The sequence below is a fragment of the Corynebacterium tuberculostearicum genome, assembly GCF_046097465.1.
Taxonomy (GTDB): Bacteria; Actinomycetota; Actinomycetes; order Mycobacteriales; family Mycobacteriaceae; genus Corynebacterium; species Corynebacterium tuberculostearicum_I.
On record NZ_CP175799.1, the window covers coordinates 1,542,590 to 1,559,712 of the forward strand.

The 17,123-nt window shown below is 57.9% G+C and carries 15 protein-coding genes; 6 read left to right on the forward strand and 9 right to left on the reverse strand.

From position 1 onward, the window contains the following. The first annotated feature begins 76 nt into the window (after positions 1-76). The 4 genes from ACKFRX_RS07310 to ACKFRX_RS07325 all read left to right on the forward strand — a co-directional run bounded on the left by ACKFRX_RS07310 (position 77) and on the right by ACKFRX_RS07325 (position 4,017). Positions 77-1,189, forward strand: coding sequence for an LLM class flavin-dependent oxidoreductase (locus ACKFRX_RS07310; protein ID WP_408927595.1), 1,113 nt, complete (start codon positions 77-79; stop codon positions 1,187-1,189). 2 nt (positions 1,190-1,191) lie between these two features. Then, positions 1,192-1,851 carry an FMN reductase gene (locus ACKFRX_RS07315; protein ID WP_005324961.1) on the forward strand — a complete coding sequence of 220 codons (660 nt, stop codon included), beginning with the start codon at positions 1,192-1,194 and terminating at the stop codon, positions 1,849-1,851. A gap of 170 nt (positions 1,852-2,021) precedes the next feature. Then, positions 2,022-3,431 carry an L-serine ammonia-lyase gene (locus ACKFRX_RS07320; RefSeq protein WP_408927596.1) on the forward strand — a complete coding sequence of 470 codons (1,410 nt, stop codon included), beginning with the start codon at positions 2,022-2,024 and terminating at the stop codon, positions 3,429-3,431. A 10-nt stretch (positions 3,432-3,441) separates the two neighbouring features. After that, positions 3,442-4,017, forward strand: coding sequence for a TetR/AcrR family transcriptional regulator (locus tag ACKFRX_RS07325; RefSeq protein WP_005324963.1), 576 nt, complete (start codon positions 3,442-3,444; stop codon positions 4,015-4,017). Between the two features lie 26 nt (positions 4,018-4,043). Here ACKFRX_RS07325 and hisS read toward each other — a convergent pair whose 3' ends face one another. The 3 genes from hisS to tpx form a co-directional block, all read right to left on the reverse strand. After that, positions 4,044-5,333: a histidine--tRNA ligase gene (hisS, locus tag ACKFRX_RS07330; protein WP_408927597.1), complete on the reverse strand. Its 1,290-nt coding sequence runs from the start codon at positions 5,331-5,333 to the stop codon at positions 4,044-4,046. Positions 5,334-5,338: 5 nt separating this feature from the next. After that, positions 5,339-5,974 (reverse strand): MBL fold metallo-hydrolase, encoded by a 636-nt coding sequence (locus ACKFRX_RS07335; RefSeq protein ID WP_408927598.1) that lies wholly within the window; start codon positions 5,972-5,974, stop codon positions 5,339-5,341. Positions 5,975-6,058: 84 nt separating this feature from the next. Beyond that, positions 6,059-6,556: a thiol peroxidase gene (gene tpx / locus ACKFRX_RS07340; protein ID WP_408927599.1), complete on the reverse strand. Its 498-nt coding sequence runs from the start codon at positions 6,554-6,556 to the stop codon at positions 6,059-6,061. Between the two features lie 142 nt (positions 6,557-6,698). Here tpx and ACKFRX_RS07345 point away from each other — a divergent pair, with 142 nt between their 5' ends. Together ACKFRX_RS07345 and ACKFRX_RS07350 are read left to right on the forward strand one after the other, a co-directional pair. Further along, the gene (locus ACKFRX_RS07345; RefSeq protein ID WP_179386572.1) at positions 6,699-7,559 is read left to right on the forward strand and encodes a peptidylprolyl isomerase; all 861 of its coding nucleotides are present in this window, start codon (positions 6,699-6,701) and stop codon (positions 7,557-7,559) included. Between the two features lie 359 nt (positions 7,560-7,918). Next, positions 7,919-8,206 carry a hypothetical protein gene (locus ACKFRX_RS07350; protein WP_250408458.1) on the forward strand — a complete coding sequence of 96 codons (288 nt, stop codon included), beginning with the start codon at positions 7,919-7,921 and terminating at the stop codon, positions 8,204-8,206. Between the two features lie 131 nt (positions 8,207-8,337). On the opposite strand, the gene ACKFRX_RS07355 is transcribed toward ACKFRX_RS07350, so the two are convergent. From ACKFRX_RS07355 to secF, 6 genes are all read right to left on the reverse strand, one after another. Continuing rightward, complete coding sequence (locus ACKFRX_RS07355) at positions 8,338-8,910, reverse strand: DUF421 domain-containing protein (RefSeq protein ID WP_239277624.1); 573 nt, start codon at positions 8,908-8,910, stop codon at positions 8,338-8,340. A 97-nt stretch (positions 8,911-9,007) separates the two neighbouring features. Then, positions 9,008-11,080 carry a bifunctional metallophosphatase/5'-nucleotidase gene (locus tag ACKFRX_RS07360; protein ID WP_408927600.1) on the reverse strand — a complete coding sequence of 691 codons (2,073 nt, stop codon included), beginning with the start codon at positions 11,078-11,080 and terminating at the stop codon, positions 9,008-9,010. Between the two features lie 186 nt (positions 11,081-11,266). After that, positions 11,267-13,555 (reverse strand): RelA/SpoT family protein, encoded by a 2,289-nt coding sequence (locus ACKFRX_RS07365; RefSeq protein ID WP_408927601.1) that lies wholly within the window; start codon positions 13,553-13,555, stop codon positions 11,267-11,269. A gap of 86 nt (positions 13,556-13,641) precedes the next feature. Further along, the gene (locus tag ACKFRX_RS07370; protein ID WP_005324978.1) at positions 13,642-14,187 is read right to left on the reverse strand and encodes an adenine phosphoribosyltransferase; all 546 of its coding nucleotides are present in this window, start codon (positions 14,185-14,187) and stop codon (positions 13,642-13,644) included. A 53-nt stretch (positions 14,188-14,240) separates the two neighbouring features. Beyond that, the gene (locus tag ACKFRX_RS07375; RefSeq protein WP_408927602.1) at positions 14,241-15,725 is read right to left on the reverse strand and encodes an ABC transporter substrate-binding protein; all 1,485 of its coding nucleotides are present in this window, start codon (positions 15,723-15,725) and stop codon (positions 14,241-14,243) included. Between the two features lie 236 nt (positions 15,726-15,961). Beyond that, entirely contained in the window at positions 15,962-17,122 is a 1,161-nt protein-coding gene (gene secF / locus ACKFRX_RS07380; protein ID WP_408927603.1) for a protein translocase subunit SecF, read from the reverse strand. Position 17,123 lies beyond the last annotated feature (1 nt).

The window sequence follows — 17,123 nt, forward strand, 5'->3', positions numbered from 1 at the left end:
TTCTCCCGCAGCCGGCTTCTCTTGCAGCCGGCGCTGCGTCTATCTTTACTCCTGTGCACCGCATAGAAAGGCAACCATGCAATTCGGTATCTTCACTATCGGGGATCTCACTACTGACCCCATCTCAGGAAAGACACCCAACGAAGCTGAGCGCATCCGCAATCTAACGGAGATTGCGTTGAAAGCCGAAGAGGTTGGCCTTGACGTCTTTGCCACCGGCGAACACCACAACCCACCTTTCGTGCCGTCCTCTCCGACAACGCACTTGGCCTATATCGCGGCGCAAACGAAACGCTTGCAGCTATCTACTGCCACCACGCTGATTACTACCAATGACCCAGTAAAGATCGCAGAGGACTATGCCTTTTTGCAGCACCTTGCTGAAGGCCGCGTAGACCTCATGCTCGGCCGCGGAAATACCGGCCCGGTCTATCCCTGGTTCGGCAAAGACATCCAGCAGGGTATTCCTTTGGCTATTGAGAACTATCACCTGCTGCGCAGGCTCTGGCGTGAGCCGGTTGTTAACTGGCAAGGAAAGTTCCGCGCGGGACTAGAAGGGTTTACCGCTACTCCGGCACCGCTGGATGGAATTCCGCCCTTTGTCTGGCACGGCTCCATTCGTTCGCCGCAAATCGCTGAACAAGCCGCGTACTACGGCGATGGCTTCTTCCACAACAATATCTTCTGGAATAAGGAGCACACCGCTCAGTTGGTGGACCTCTACCGCCGTCGCTTTGCAAGCTATGGCCATGGTCAAGCGGACCAAGCAATCGTCGGACTTGGCGGCCAAGTCTTCATTGGCGAAACCGAACAAGAAGCTAAAGACTTCTTCCGCCCCTACTTCGACAACGCCCCAGTCTATGGCCACGGGCCAAGCCTCGAGGATTTCACGGCGCAGACTCCATTGACCGTTGGCACCGTGGAACAGGTAATTGAAAAGACCCTCAGCTTCGCTGACTGGGCCGGTGACTACCAACGCCAGCTATTCCTCATCGATCACGCGGGACTGCCCCAAGAAGTAGTCCTCCAACAGATAGAAATCCTAGGCACGCAGGTTGTCCCCGAGCTGCGACGCCGCTTTGAGCAGCGCCGTCCGAGCCACGTGCCTTCTGACCCGCCGACGCACGCAAGCTTGCTCTCTGCGCCTCATCCTTCGCACCTTCAGGTCAGCCCAGGAAAGGAAAACTAGTTATGCGCTCCCTCCTCGTTGTCTCAGCTGGCCTTTCGCAGCCGTCTTCCTCTCGCAGGTTGGCGGACATGCTCGCAGAAGCCACCCGCGCCAAAATCTCCGCGCGCGGTGAAGGAGCCGAAATCGATGTCATTGAGGTCCGCGATCTCGCTTTCGAACTAGCTACCGCCATGACCGATCAGACTGCGCAAACGCCCCTTTTGTCTCGAGCCAAGCAGCAAGTTGCCGATGCCGATGGACTCATCGCCGTCACCCCTGTATTCCAAGGCAGCTATTCGGGCCTTTTCAAGATGTTCTTTGACACCTTGGAGCCCCATGCCCTCGACAACCTTCCCACCATCATCGCAGCGACGGCCGGTTCTTCGCGCCATGCCCTCATTTTGGACTACGCGCTCCGCCCGCTATTTAACCAATTGCACGCAAACATCGTGCCGACGGGTGTTTTTCAGGCCGCAGAAGACCTAGGCACTCCGGAGGGCGAGCGCATTGCCTCCAGAATTGAGCGCTCAGCCATCCAGCTGGCTGACCAGATCGTTACCCCGCGGGACCGGGTGCCAGGAATTGCCGGCGATCTCACTGGGTTGGGAGGCCGCTCCACCGTACGGCTAGCAAAGGAGAACTTCATCCCCCTCGACAAGCTCCTGAATGGGTACGGCAAATAAGCCACAACGCGAGCAGCGCTACGCATAGACAGCGATTGATAGAAGGTGTGACTTTCGCTACCCTGGTCACATAAAATCTGCCTCTACCCTTTGGGTCCAGCTTGACCCCAATAACGGCACAGCAAGCACCCTATAGCTATCCCTTCAGAAAGGTTCGGCACAGCTTAACTATGACAATTAGCGTCACGGACATCTTCTCCATCGGCATTGGCCCTTCCTCTTCGCACACCGTCGGGCCCATGCGCGCGGCTAAGCAATTCCTCGATTCCCTAGAGAAGCACCCAGCTAAGGTCTATACGGAGTTGCGCGGCTCGCTTTCCGCCACTGGCCGTGGCCACGCTTCCGATCGCGCCGTTATCCTTGGGCTCGCTGGCTGGGATCCGCTAAGCGTGCCTATCGACGCCGAACCTCACGCGGGCGGCTTTATCCCCAGCGAAGGAACTATTTCTGGTCCCCGGGGCACGGTGGACTATGAGATCGTCTTTGATAATGAACCGCTGCCCCAGCACCCGAATGGCATGATTTTTAGCGCCTGGGATGACAGCGGAAACCTGCTCGCAGAAAAGAAAGAGTACTTTTCTGTCGGCGGCGGCTTTATCCTCTCCCGCGCCGAGCTCGATGCGGAAGTCGCCGAGAGCCATGAGGTTCCCGCCGGCGTAGCCGCCGCCCAGGTAGATGACTCCGTTCCCTATGAGTTCACCACGGGCGAAGAACTGCTCAACCTCTGCGAGGCGCATGACAAAGCAATTTGGGAGCTCGTCCTTGCCAACGAGGAGGCCTTGCACCGCGATGAAGGCGGCGCGGAATACGTTCTGCGCCACCTTGATCTGGTCTGGGACATCATGCGTGAGTGTGTGACTGAGGGTATTTCCACCAAGGGCCTTCTTCCAGGTGGCCTGCGTGTGGCACGCCGTGCCCCGAAGATGTATGCCCAGTTGCTAGAAAACCAGGACGATACCAGCTGCGGTTTCTCCGCCATGGAGTGGGTTAACCTGTACGCCCTAGCGGTTAATGAGCAAAACGCTGCCGGTGGCCGCGTCATTACTGCACCTACCAACGGCGCATGCGGCATCATTCCAGCAGTACTGCATTATGCGCGCGATTTCCGCGCAGACTTCACCCGTTCGACTGCCCGTCGGTACCTATTGACTGCCGGTGCCATCGGCATGATTATCAAGGAAAACGCGTCTATCTCTGGTGCCGAGGTCGGGTGCCAAGGCGAGGTGGGTTCCGCCTCCGCTATGGCCGCCGCAGGCATGGCAGAGCTGCTGGGAGCAGCCCCGGCGCAGGTGGAAAACGCCGCGGAGATTGCTTTGGAGCATAATTTGGGCCTTACCTGCGACCCAGTGGGCGGATTGGTGCAGATTCCGTGCATCGAGCGCAATGCCATTGGCGCGGTAAAGTCCATCAACGCCGCGCGCATGGCCAAAATGGGCGAAGGCACTCACCACGTGACCTTGGATAATGCGGTACAAACCATGGCTGAAACCGGCCGGGATATGCTCTCCAAGTACAAGGAGACCTCCCTGGGCGGATTGGCCAAGACCATGGGCTTTAGCGTTTCGCAGGTGGAGTGCTAAAAAGAACTCCATGCGCGCAGATGCCCTTCACCGCCGCACCGCCATTATCGCTGCGGCATGCCAGCTCTTTCGTACCCACGGCGATGATGTCGCTTTGGAAAAGGTGGCTACGCAGGCTGGCGTAAGTGTGGCTACGGTCTATCGCAACTTCCCCAACCGTGCGAGCCTCATCCGCGCGTGCGCGGAATATATGGGTGATGCCTTTGCCAAGTTTCAACAGCGCCTCATCGCGGACTTTGAGAACTCTACCCATTCCGGGAAAGACTACGTCCGGACCTACGCCACTCATATCCTGACCATGGGACTGAACACCCTTATTCCAGCGTTCGTCCCGCAGGATTTGGACTCTCTGAGCCCTGAATTAACCGCCCAGCGCGACCTCCTAGAGCGCAACGGCCGACGGTTTATTGAGCTGGGCCAAGAGCAAGGCGAGATTGGCCCCGGCGTCACCCACCTCGAATTCATTGTGGGACTGTTGAGCCTGGCACGACCCCGCGAGGTTGATATCGAGACCTACCAGCCGGATATTCAGGAAAAGATCATTGACCTCTTTCTGGCGGGCATAAAAAGTGGGCACCGCGCCTAAGCGCGATGCCCACCGCCCAAAGAAATCTAGGCCTCGCCGTTCACTTCCCGAACCAGTACGGACACTAGGTCAGAAACCTTTACGTCGTGCTGCTCATGGGCAGCAAGGTCCTTGAGCGCAACCGTACCATTTTCTAGCTCTTGTTCACCCAAGACCAGCGCGAAGCGTGCGCCGGCGCGGTCGGCGCCCTTCATCGCACCCTTCAGGCCGCGGTCTCCAAAGGACATATCCGCAGAGATTCCAGCCTTGCGGAGGTCATTGATCAGGGTGGTCATGGTGCGCTTGGCGGCGGTACCCAGTGCAACGCCAAAGACGTCCACGCGGGACTCAACGCCATCGAGGGTGATGCCCTCAGCCTCCAGCGCCAGCAGGGCACGGTCGACACCCAGACCGTAGCCGATACCGGATAGGTCTTGACCGCCCAGCTGGGCCATCAGCCCGTCGTAGCGACCACCGCCACCAATGCCGGACTGCGCACCAAGTCCGTCATGGACGAACTCGAAGCAGGTCTTGGTGTAGTAATCCAAGCCGCGGACCATGCGCGGATTAATCTCGTAGGCTACGCCCATATCGTCTAGCATGCCGGTAACAGTTTCGAAGTGCTCGCGGCATTCGTCATTGAGGTGGTCGAGCATCAAGGGGGCGTCGGCAAGCTGCTCTTGGACCTCTGGGCGCTTGTCATCCAGCACGCGCAAAGGGTTGATCTCTGCACGGTGGCGGGTCTCTTCATCCAAGTCGAGCTTGAAGAGGAATTCCTGCAGCTTCTCGCGGTAAGCCGGACGGCAATTGCGATCGCCCAAGCTGGTGAGCTCGAGGCGGAATCCGCTAAGCCCCAGCGCGCGGAAGGAACGATCCGCCAAGGCGATGACCTCGGCGTCTAGCGCAGGGTCGTCCACGCCAATAGCCTCTACACCGACCTGCTGTAGCTGGCGGTAGCGGCCAGCCTGGGGGCGCTCATAGCGGAAGAAGGGTCCAAAATAGTTGAGCTTCACGGGAAGCTGTCCGCGGTCTAGGTTGTGCTCGATGACCGAGCGCATTACGCCAGCGGTACCCTCCGGGCGCAAAGTAACGGAACGGTCGCCGCGATCAGCAAAGGTGTACATCTCCTTAGACACCACGTCGGTGGACTCGCCCACGCCACGGGCGAAAAGCGCGGTGTCTTCGAAAATGGGCAGCTCAATGTGCTGGAAGCCGGAGAGATGTGCCTGCTCCACCATGGTCTGGCGCACCTGATAGAATGCGGCCGACTGCGGTGGGAAATAGTCTGGGACACCTTTGGGGGCGGACAGGGCTTGGAACTGCTTCTTTTTACTCACGGGTATTACAGTACCTCCCTCAATGTTGCGAAGAAGGGATTGGTCGCCCTCTCCTTACGCATCGTGGTGGTAGGCCCGTGGCCGGGCAGAATGTCGAGGTTATCGGGCAGACTCCACACTGGGCCAGCAAGCGACTTCTGCATGGCATTGGGGTCCGAGTGAGGTAAGTCGGTGCGTCCAATGGCCCCGGCGAAGAGCACGTCACCGGTGAGGGCAAAGTCCTCGGCGACGATCATGACGCAGCCCGGCGAGTGCCCAGGCGCGTGTTTGAGGGCAAAGGTATGACCGATAAGCTCCAGGGTTTCGCCATCTTGGAGCTCGCGGAGGTCGGAGATGGGGGTCATATGGGCGGCGTCGAAAAGCTCTTGAGCCTGGGGCGAGACTCCTTCACCGCTGTCGAGCATAAACCTGTCAGCAGGGTGGATATAGACAGGGATGTCGAGCTCTTCTGCCAAAGATCCGGCATCCCGAGTGTGGTCAATATGGCCGTGTGTGAGCACGATAGCCTCATAGTCCAAGTCATGCTCGATGACCTTTTCCATCGCATCCATGCCCGGGTCCACTATGAAAGCGCGGCGGCCTTCCGCAATCACATAGGTATTGGTCTGAAACGGACCGGCAGTAAAACCGTAGATTTCCATGCCCACTACCCTAGCTGCCCGAAACAAAAAAGAGCCGGTCTCCCCCATCTTCTGGATGAGTAGAGGCCGGCAGCGCCGAACGGCTTAACGCAAAATGTCCCAGACCTTGTCATAATCAAGCTGGTTGACCACGCCTGGAACCAATTGAGTGTGGATGACCTTGTGGTTTTCATCAGCCACCACCACGGAGCGGGCAAGCAGACCTTCCAGGACGGAATCGCGCACAGTCACGCCGAACTTCTCACCAAAATCTGAGCGAAATGCGGAGGCGGCAATGACATCCTCAATGCCTTCAGCAGCGCAAAAACGCTTGAGGGTAAAGGGCAAATCGAGAGAAACGGAGAGAAGCTTAGTGTTATCTAGCTGCGAAACCTGCTCATGAAAACGGCGCAGCTGCTCCTGACAGGCAGGGGTTTCAATAGAGGGCAAGATGGAAATAATAAGGCGCGTGCCCGCAAAGGTCTCATTAGTAATCTGACGCAGGTCGGTACCGATGAGTTCAAATTCGGGCAGCGGGTCTCCCACTGCGGGAAGTTCACCAACGGTGGGCGTTGGCGGATCGGTAAAATCTGGTTCAACCATAGAAACCAGCGTACTTATGATTGGGCTTAAAAGCTATTAACTTGACCTATTTTCATGCCAACGCTCTCGCGAGAGTATGGAACCGCTAGACTCGGTCAGGTTGAATCATGCCACCGATAATCGCTAGAAAGGTTGACTCCCGGTGCCAAATAATCAAAAGCGCGGCGAAGAGGCGCTGAGCAAGCTCGAGCGCGAGCTGAAATCCCGCGAACGCAAACAAAAGGCACGCCCCCTAGGCGTTGTTGCCGCCTCCCTCGTAGTAATTCTCGCCCTCGTCGGCGGCATCTACTTCTTGTCCACCCGCGAAGGTGACGATGAAAACGTACAAGCTGAGGAGTCTTCCGCAGCTGAGACCTCGCAGGAAACTCCACAGGCGCAGCCCATCGCTGACAAGCGCGCCAAGGCCCTGCCGGATACCGTGACCTGTAAGTACGAAGACAACGGTCAAGAGTCCAACGGTGCTAAGAAGCCGAACGGCAAGGATATTTCCACCAAGGGCACCGTCACCGTTTCCTTTGAAACCAACCAGGGCACCATTGAGATGGAAATGGACCGCGCCAAGGCGCCGTGTACCACCAACGCTATTTCTGAGCTAGCCAAGTCGGGCTACTACGACGACACCGTCTGCCACCGTATGACCTCAGGCGGGCTCAACGTGCTGCAGTGCGGCGACCCCACCGGTTCCGGTTCCGGCGGCCCCGGCTTCAGCTTCGCTGATGAGTACCCCACCGACGAGGTTGACGAGAAGGACGCACAGAACCCCGTTGTCTACCCGCGCGGCTCCGTAGCCATGGCCAACAGCGGCCCGGACACCAATGGTTCCCAGTTCTTCCTCAACTATGACGATTCCGAGCTGGCCCCGAACTACACCTACTTCGCCACCATCACCGACAAGGGCATGAAGACGATGGATAAGATTGCCAAGAACGGCGTCGAAGGCGGCCAGCCAGATGGCAAGCCGGCCAAGGAAGTCAAGATTAAGAAGGCAACCGTCAAGGCTTAGGCGACAGAAAAAGCCCTGCTTGGCGACGCCTCCTTTTAACCCCACCGCACCACACCCCCCCTAACGGGGGCGGGCGCAAAGCCCCGGCCATTCACCACACATTCCGTGGACGAATGCGCCGGGGCTTATCCTTTCCTTAAATTAAGCTGAGCCCGATTATGAGGGTTAAGCTGCAGAAACACGAGAACACCGAAATTCCCCCAGATCACAAGAATCACAGTAGTAAACACGCAGCACACAGCGGGCTTTCAGCTAGTTCATCCGATGAACAAAAACCTGCCAATACTGTTGCGGAAGGCTGTCAGCCTGTCTAGTATTTGAAACGTCTTTGAACATCCCAAGCTTGTTAGGAATCAAAAATGAAGCTTTTCTCCCGCAAGGCACTCGTTGCTGGCGCAACCGCTCTGTCCATGACCTTCGCTGGCACCACCGTTGCTACCGCAGCTGAGTCGACCACCCAGTCCACCACTGCTAAGCCGACCACCACCAAGCCAGCTGAGCCGGCTGAGCAGGGCTCCTCCCTCAAGGATGCTGACCCTCAGGAGATCAAGGCTTGGATCGGCGTCTTCACCGCTGTTATCGGCGCTCTGGGCACCCTGTTCGCCTTCGCTAACAAGTACCTCGACCTGCCTTTCGGCACCAAGTAAGGTCACCGCTTCATAGCGATTCTTAAGCCGCTGCTTCCCTTAGTGGAAAGCAGCGGCTTTTTTCGTATGCTCTTGGGCAAAGGGAGCGCAGGGATGGTCTTTGTGTTCCTTGCCAAGCTCTAGCGTGTGCCCTAAGCGTCTTTAGCGTCTTCGATGTATTCAGACCCTACGAGGTCCTTGAAAAGCTCCGGGTCGATGGCTTGACCGACCTTGATGACGGAGATATGGCCTGTAGGCTCAAGGATCATTATCTGCACGTCTTCCATGCGGCTAATGCCGGCTCTACGGGCAGCTGAGTAGATATCCGATTCTGTAATGTGAGCCAGCGTCAGGTTATCTTCAACCATCTCACCGCTAAAGACTAAAAGGATGGGACGACGGTCCAGAAAGCGCGTCCACTTCACTACCTTGCGAATGGTACCGAAGGCAGCTTCGAGCGCCATCAGCGTTGTCAGGCCGATGACGCCGGCGGCTAGGGTCGGTGGATTGCCCACGATGACACGACCGGCGACCGCGCCGAACATAATAATGATGATGGCATCTGAGGCCGTCATGGACGTAAGCACGCGAGAGCCAAATACCTTCACCAAAACCATGAAGGATAGGTAGATACCCAAAGTAGCCAACACGACAACGGGAATACGGTGCCATTCAATACCCAGCTGATAAGTAATTTCGCGCAGGAAGAGTTCTAGAGTATCCACGACTGCTTAGGTTACCCGGCAGCCGCGAGACATACAGAAAAGGCGGAGCGTCACTCCCCCGTTCAGGAAGAGCCGCTCCGCCTAGTGCTGTGCTGTCCTAGATGTGGAACTGCTTGCGCAGGTCCTCAATCATCTTGCGAGCTGGGGCAGGAAGAATCTGCGGGTTCATGCCCACAGCCGCAACGCCAGCTACCAGCGCTGCAACGATGGCGAATACTGCGCCACCCACGGAAGAGCCGTTAGAGGACAAGGAAGAGCCTTTCGGCTCCGGCTTAGCCCCCGGCTCCTGGGAGCCCTCGCCGCTTACCTCGAGAGGCAGAGTTGCCTTAGTGCCGGCATCGGTGGTGATTTCTAGGTTCTGGGTACCGCTCAGGTTCTCCGGAACGGTGAGCTTTGCCGTTGCGCGACCGCGCTCACCAAATTGCGCATCGCCTTCCTGTGCGGCGTTGTCGATGTCTACGGTCTGCTCAGCGTCGCCCAACTTGACGGTTGCCTTCTTGGCCATCGGCTCACCGTCGGTGGAGTAATTGAGGCTGGACAGGTTCACCGTGATTTCCTCGCCCGGCTTCACGTCCCCCTCGATGTTGGCGCCAATCTGGCCTTGGCCCGTGCGGACCTCCGATTCACCCGACTTGATGTAGTCGATCATGGCCTGAGTGTCCATGTAGCCCACATCGTTCTTGTCCTTGATGGAACCAGCGTTGAAGTAGCCGTCGCCGCCTGCCTCTTCATCACTGGAAGCAAGGAAGGAAGACAGCGCAATGGAGTAATCCTTCTTCGGATCGATTTGCTCGCCGTTGATGGTCACAGACTGTACGCGCTCGCCCTTGTCGGCCTTCTGGTCGTAGACCACCTGGACGTTATTGGAAAGCCCCATGGCCAGGCGTGGTCGGCTTCCCTCCTGCCACTGGTTTTCCAGAGCCTTGATGAACTCTTCACCGGAAATCTTGGCGGTAATCACGGCGTTGCCAAATGGCTGTACTTCAAAGATGTCCTTGTAGGTTACGTCTCCGCCCTTCAGGTCAGCGCGCACGCCGCCGGCGTTCATGACACCGATCTCGATGTCCTCGCCCACCTGCTTGCTCATGGCGTAGCGCTGGCCATCTGCGATGAAGTTGTTGAGGGTGGATTCCACGCCGCGGTTGGAGCCAGGTTCTGCACCTTCGTCAGAGCCACGGAACAGATCTTGCTTCACGTTGCCGGCGGTCTTAGAGCCTTCTACCTCGGCTTCTTTCTGTGCCTTCTCGACGATGGACGCGATCTCAGCGTCCGGCTCAACAGCGGCAGCATTCGTAGCATCGTACTGGCTGAGCTTGATGTCGGTTACCTTCTTGGCGGATTTGTCAAAGGTGATGTCGACGTCGTTAAGCAGCTTGCCATACTCATGACCCTGCGCCCACTGCAATGGAAGGGCACCTTCGCGGGGGATTTCGCCCTTGGTGCGCTGGTGGGTATCGCCGCCGAAGAGCACGTCTACGTCCTTGTTGAATCCCTGGGCATACTCCTGGGCGTCCTCATGGAAGAGCGCGACGACGACGTCCGCCTCGCCGGATTCCTTCAGGCGGGTGGCCTCATCGTTGGTGGCCTTTACTGGATCCGTGAAGGTAACACCTGGGATCTTTGCGGCGGATACCTTGTACTTGGTGTTCTCCGTTACGGTTCCGACATAGCCCACCTTGACGCCGTCCACCTCTTCAACGTGAGAAGACTTGAGCAAGGGTTGGCCATCCTTAAGCACGTTTGCACCCAGGATGGGGTACGTGGAGTTCGGCTGAATACGCTCGGTGAGATCCTCGGTGCCCTTATCGAACTCGTGGTTGCCCACTGCTGACACCTTCATACCCATCTGATTGAGGGCCTCGAGGGTGTACTTGTCATCAGAAATTGCAGATACGAAGGCGGAGCCACCCACGTTATCGCCCGAGGAGGTCAGGTTGAATTCCTGACCCTCATTTACCTGTTTAATGAGGGTCTGCAGGCGAGCTACGCCGATCTCATCGCCAGCCTTTGCTGGGTCACCAATCTTGTCCTCCAAGTGACCGTGAATATCGGTGATATTGGTGACGGAGATGGTGGTCTTGTTTTCCTGTGCTACCGCCTGCGCGCCGGAGAGAGCAACGGCGGAAACGGTAGTGGCGGCCACAAACTGGCCGATGCGACGAAACTGCATTGAAGTACTCCTAGATAGTAGAAAGCGACAGGATAATTTATATCGCTTTGCTAACTACTTGGCAGGAGAAATTAAGCCTTCTTGCTGGAGCTTTACCTTACAGCAGTCAAGAATTCACACACAGGTAACCTCCCCGATGCCTTCGCGTTGCTTGCCCCGCCCCTCCTTGAGGGTGAGGCAAGCGCCCTAGGCGGTTACGCGGTAGACGTCGAAGACGCCTTCGGTATTGCGCAGTGTGGTCATTAAGGTGCCCAATTGCTTGGTATCCGAAACGGAGAATGTGAACCGTACTGTCGCGATATGGTCGTCGCCGCGGTTAGAGTTCATCGTCAAAACGTTGATGTTCTGATCGCTCATTACCCGAGTGAGCTCCGACAGGAGGCCCTGACGGTCGAGGGCTTCCAATTGCAGCGTCGCAGAGAAAGCCCCCGTTGCGGAGGTACCAGAAGACCAGGCCACCTCCAACATGCGCTCTGGTTCTGCCTTGAGCTTTTCCGCGTTTGTGCAATCGGCTCGGTGCACGGAGACTCCCCCGCCGCGGGTAACGAAACCGAAAATGGCATCGCCCGGCACGGGCTGGCAGCATTTGGCGAGCTTTGCCATCACATCGGGGCTGCCTTCCACCAAGATGCCGGTGCCCGATGCCGAATCTTCGGTGTGCTGGGCACGGGAGTGCTCAATCTCAGAAAGCGGCGTGCGCGAGGCCAGGGTGTCGATGGCATCATCTTGGTCGCCAAACATGGCAACCAATTGGTTGGCAACGTGTTGAGCAGATACGTGGCCGGCCCCGATGGCGGTATACAGCGAATCGACGTCGGTGTAGTGCAGCTGTTCCGCTACCTGCTTCATGGAGCTGGCAGTAAACAGGCGGTGCATAGGCAGGCCGCCGCGCTGAACTTCGGTCGCTAGGGCATCGCGACCGGCTTCCAAGTGTTCTTCGCGGCGTTCCTTGGCAAACCACTGCCGCACCTTGGTCTTGGCTCGAGCAGACACGAGGAAGTCTTGCCAATCGCGGGACGGACCAGCATTGGGATCCTTGGAGGTAAAGATCTCCACCTTGTCGCCGGACTTTAGCTTCGATTCGAGCGCGACGAGCTTGCCATTGACCTTGGCACCGATACACCTGTGCCCCACCTCAGTATGTACTGCGTAGGCAAAGTCCACTGGTGTAGAACCGGCAGGCAGGTTCACCACATCGCCCTTGGGGGTAAAGGCGAAGATCTGCTTGGCGGTCAGGTCGTAGCGCAGGGAGTCGAGGAACTCGTTGGGATCGGCGGCCTCCTTCTGCCAGTCCAGAAGTTGGCGCATCCACGCCATCTGGTCCACTTCTTCCTGGTGGCCCGAGTTCTTGCCCTTGGTTTCTTTGTAGCGCCAGTGAGCAGCCACGCCGAACTCGGCGTTATAGTGCATCTCGTGGGTACGTACCTGGACTTCCAAGGTAGCGCCGCCATCTGCCAGCACCGTGGTGTGCAGCGACTGATACACGCCGAATCGCGGCGAGGAAATATAGTCCTTAAAGCGCCCCGGCAATGCCTGGTAGATCGAGTGGACCACGCCGATCGCGGCATAACAGTTATTGACGTCCTCGACCAAGATGCGGATTCCTACGAGGTCGAAGATCTCCGCGAAGTCGCGGCCGCGCACAATCATCTTTTGGTAAATGGACCAGTAATGCTTTGGTCGGCCCATGACCTCGGCTTCAATGCCGTTTTCCTTCAGCGCCCCGCTGACCTGGGTAATGATCTCCTTCAGAGCGCGGTCGCGGGAGGGGGCGCGATCTGCCACCATGCGCACGATCTCGTCGTACTTCTTTGGGTACAAGATGGCAAAGGACAGATCTTCCAGCTCCCACTTCACGCTGGCCATGCCGAGGCGGTGAGCTAGCGGAGCAATCACCTCGAGGGTCTGCCGCGCCTTTTTAGCCTGCTTTTCGGGCGGGAGGAACCGCATCGTACGCATATTGTGCAGGCGGTCGCTGACCTTGATAACCAAGACTCGCGGGTCGGTGGCCATGGCGACAATCATCTTACGAATGGTCTCCGCCTCTGCGGCCGAGCCCAGTGCCACCTTGTCCAGCTTGGTCACGCCATCGACCAAGCGAGCTACCTCAGGACCGAAATCCCGAGTGAGGTCCTCTAGCGAGTAGTCCGTATCCTCCACGGTGTCGTGCAGCAGCGCTGCAACGATGGTGGTGGTGTCCATACCGATCTCTGCCGCGATCGTCGCCACGGCGAGCGGGTGGGTGATATACGGTTCTCCGGATTTGCGAAAGACACCTTCATGGAGCCGCTCCGCGGTGTCATAGGCACGATTGAGCAGATCAGCATCGGCCTTCGGGTGAAACTTGCGGTGGATGGACATCAACGGGTCCAGCACGGGATTCACCTTCACTCGGCCGCCGGTAAGCGAACGAGCTAGGCGAGCCGACATGCTGCGCATTCCGCCGCCGGACTGGCGCTTTACGGGTTTGTCCATGGCCAAATCTACCGCCCTTCACAGTGCCACGGGCCTTGTGGCCTCATGTCCATCTAGATCGTGCGATCTAGCTTAGACACCCCATCTTAGTCTGTGGCATTCAACACAATGAGCGGTGGGCCGGATAAACGCTCACGACCGTTGAGACCCTTGACTTCCAGGACCACCACATTGCCAGCGACTTCGGCACCTGCGGACTCAAGCAAAAGCTTGGCGCCGTGGAGGGTGCCACCGGTGGCTAAGACGTCGTCGACAAGCACTACGCGCTTGCCCTTGATGTCAACGCCGCTGGCTGGAATCTCCAGCGCTGCAGAGCCGTACTCCAGCTCGTATTCCTCGGTATATACCGGTGGGGGAAGCTTGCCCTTCTTGCGGATGGCCAAGATGCCTAGGCCCATCTTGTAGGCAACGGCCGAACCGAGGAGGAATCCGCGAGCATCCAGGCCGCCGATCATATCCGCGCCCAATTCCTCGCAGGCGGCCGCCAAGCCGTCCACTACGGTGCGAAATGCCTCTGGATCCGCCAAGACTGGGGTGAGGTCCTCAAAGAGGATGCCCTCCTCCGGGAAGTCTTGAACGAGGCGAACCTTATCCTTGAGTGCCTGTGCTGCTGATTCGTAGTGCGAACTCATAGTCTTCCTTGAGAAATAATTGCGAGAGGTTTTGAACGCCCGATATTCGGGGCCTATTCCGTGTCCGTTGGGGCGGTGCTGTGCCAGCGATCCATATTCCAACCGATGCCCGAGACGCCAGTGTACGGCAGGACGCCTTCCACGTCGCGGCGGACGAGGAAGACGCGCGGCTGCGCGGAGAGAGGAATGGATGGTACATCCTTCCACAGAGCCTCTTCTGTCTTCTTCAGCTCCGCAGAGTTCTTCATGCTCGACTCCACAGTGGAATACTCCGTCTGGGGATCGACTGGGCCGAGGAAGGCATCGACGGTAGGCGCCCAGGTTTCCGGATCCATTTCCAAGTGGTGCTGGGACATGAACTCCGCAGACGCGTCCTCGATGGTGATACCAGCCGGCTCACAGGATGCACGGAGTTGTTCCACCATGGCGGCGTAGCGTTTGTCTGGCCCCAAATAGCCGACCTTGATGGTCGTACCGTTGAGGTCACCGGCCTTAGCCAAATCCGTGCCTTGGTGTTCCTTGCCCACCTTGTCTAGACCGCCGGCGACTGGGTTGGTCGCGGAGACGGTACGCAAGTAAGCCGGTGGCACCTCCACACCGGAGGCCGCTGAGCTTGCTTGCGCAACCGCCTGCTGATCGACGCAGGCCGCGAAGCTCTCGCGCGCCCACGGCTCCGCGAATACTCCAGCTTCAGATAGCGTGAGCGTATCCGTTAGCTCGCCGACCATTGGAGTGACCTCATAGGGGGACTCCCCTGCCTCATCCTTCGTGCTGTCCAGCCAGTCAGGATTTTCGCTTGCGGCATCGACTACGCGCAACGCGCCTTTATCTGCGAGCTTCTGTGCATCAGCCTCCGAAGGCCAGACCACAACATGATCTTCCGCTGGGGCGTCTCCGAAGTACTTTTCGTTTGCCTTGAGAATAACCTCCCCTTCGTCGCCTACCTTGTCAATGACATAGGGTCCGAAGGAGACCTGCAGCTCGGGATCTAGTTGATCCTTGGCCACGGAAAAGCCATAGCGCCATTCCTTAGCTACCGGCGCAAGCGCCTGCATGTCTTCTACTGCCAGGGCGGCGTTGAGTTCCTCAATGCTCAACTCGGACTTCTTGGCCAGCGCATGGGCCGGCATGACCGTGCCGGCGCCAAACATGTGGCGCCAGCGCTGCCCCTGATCCTTGTTAAAGGTCAGGGTGAAGGTTTTGCTTTGGGGCTCACAGCTAAATTCCGAGATGTCATTCATCAACGGCATATGGGAGGCAAATTCAGCTGGATGAGTACCGGCCACATACGTCAACAAGTAATCATCGCAGGTAACAGGAGTGCCATCGGAGAATACGGCGTCCTCCTCCAAAGTGAGCTGAACGCTGCGCTGGTCGCTGCCGGCAACGGGCGGAAGCTCTTCAGTTTCAACCAGATCCGCATTGGGAATTAATTCGCCAGAGGGACCGGGCACAAAAAGCCCCGGATAAAGCCGCGTAGACAGCAGTCCGGCGGAGGTAGCATCACCAAAAGACGTGCCAGCATTAGTGGTGGCCAAGCGGGAATTTACCTGGTAGCCAAAGTATCCATAGGATTCTGGCTCCTGGGGAGCACTAGAGGTGTCCTCCTCGCCGCCCTGCCCGCTACAGGCAGAAGCAGCTAGAGCTAGAGCTGAAACGCACGAGGCAATGGCCTTCCTTCCCCAGTGACGATTTCTAGAACTGCTCTTTGATTTAAGCACCGTAATTTGCCCTCACTTCAGCTACCGCTTCGCCAAAATTTTACTACCGCAAGCTACCGGCCCGGGCGCCAGGTTGCGCCAGGTTGCCCAGTGGACTCGGACGGATCGTCTTCGATCTCAGCCGGGGTGGACTTTGCGCTCACTGGTGAGACCACGGTGCGACCGGAGGATGCTGCGCCGGATTCTACCGCTGCATCCTGGTCCTTGCCGGCACGGTAGTCCGCGACCCGCTTGTTGTGGCGCTTGATCTTCTTGGACATGTTGGCGAAGGTCACGACCAGCGGCGTAGCAAAGAAGATGGAGGAGAAAATGCCCTCGACCACGCCGATGAGCTGGATGAGTGCCAGATCGCGGAGGGTACCGATACCCATGAGCCACACGGCGACCACGAAGAGCGCGATGATAGGCAGCGCAGAAATTACCGAGGTAGAAATCGAGCGCATGACGGTCTGGTTAATAGCCAAGTTTGTCAGCTCAGCAAAGGTCTTCTTGCGCTGGCCCTCGAGGCCTTCCGTATTTTCGTTGATCTTGTCAAAGACGATGACCGAGTCATACATGGAGAAGGTCAGGACGGTAAGCAGACCAATAATGACGGCCGGGGAAACTTCGAAGCCAAAGAGGGCGTAAATACCGGCGATGATAACGCCGTCTGCAATCAGCGCGATAATCGCGGCAAAAGCCATGTTCTTCTGCAGGCGGATGGCCACGTAGACGGTCGCGGCTACTAGGAAGACCAGCATGGCAATGAGCATGCGCTGGGTAATAGAAGAACCCCAGGATTCGGATACCGTGGACGAGCCGATGGCATCCGGCGTGGCCTTGCCGTTTTCATCCTTCGGCTGGAACTTGTCATAGATAGCCGCGCGGGCCGCATTCACGTCCTCTTGGCTCAGGCGCTCAGAAACGATTTCCAAGGTCTCAGAATCGCCAGCGCCCACGATGTGAACCTGCTCGGGTTCTACACCGGTGGTGTCTTCGAAGACCTGGCTTACCTCGTCTTCCTTGAGGTCGCCTGCCGGCATCGACAACGTGGTGCCGCCTTCGAAGTCAATCGAGAGCGAGAATCCACGAATAAGGATTGCGGCCACTGCGGCCACGATCAACGCGGCGGTGATGCCGTACCACAGCTTGGTGCGACCGATGAAGTCATAACCGCGCTCGTCCTCGTAGAGGCGGTCCATCCGGGAAATCTTGTGCTTAGTCGAAACAGCCATG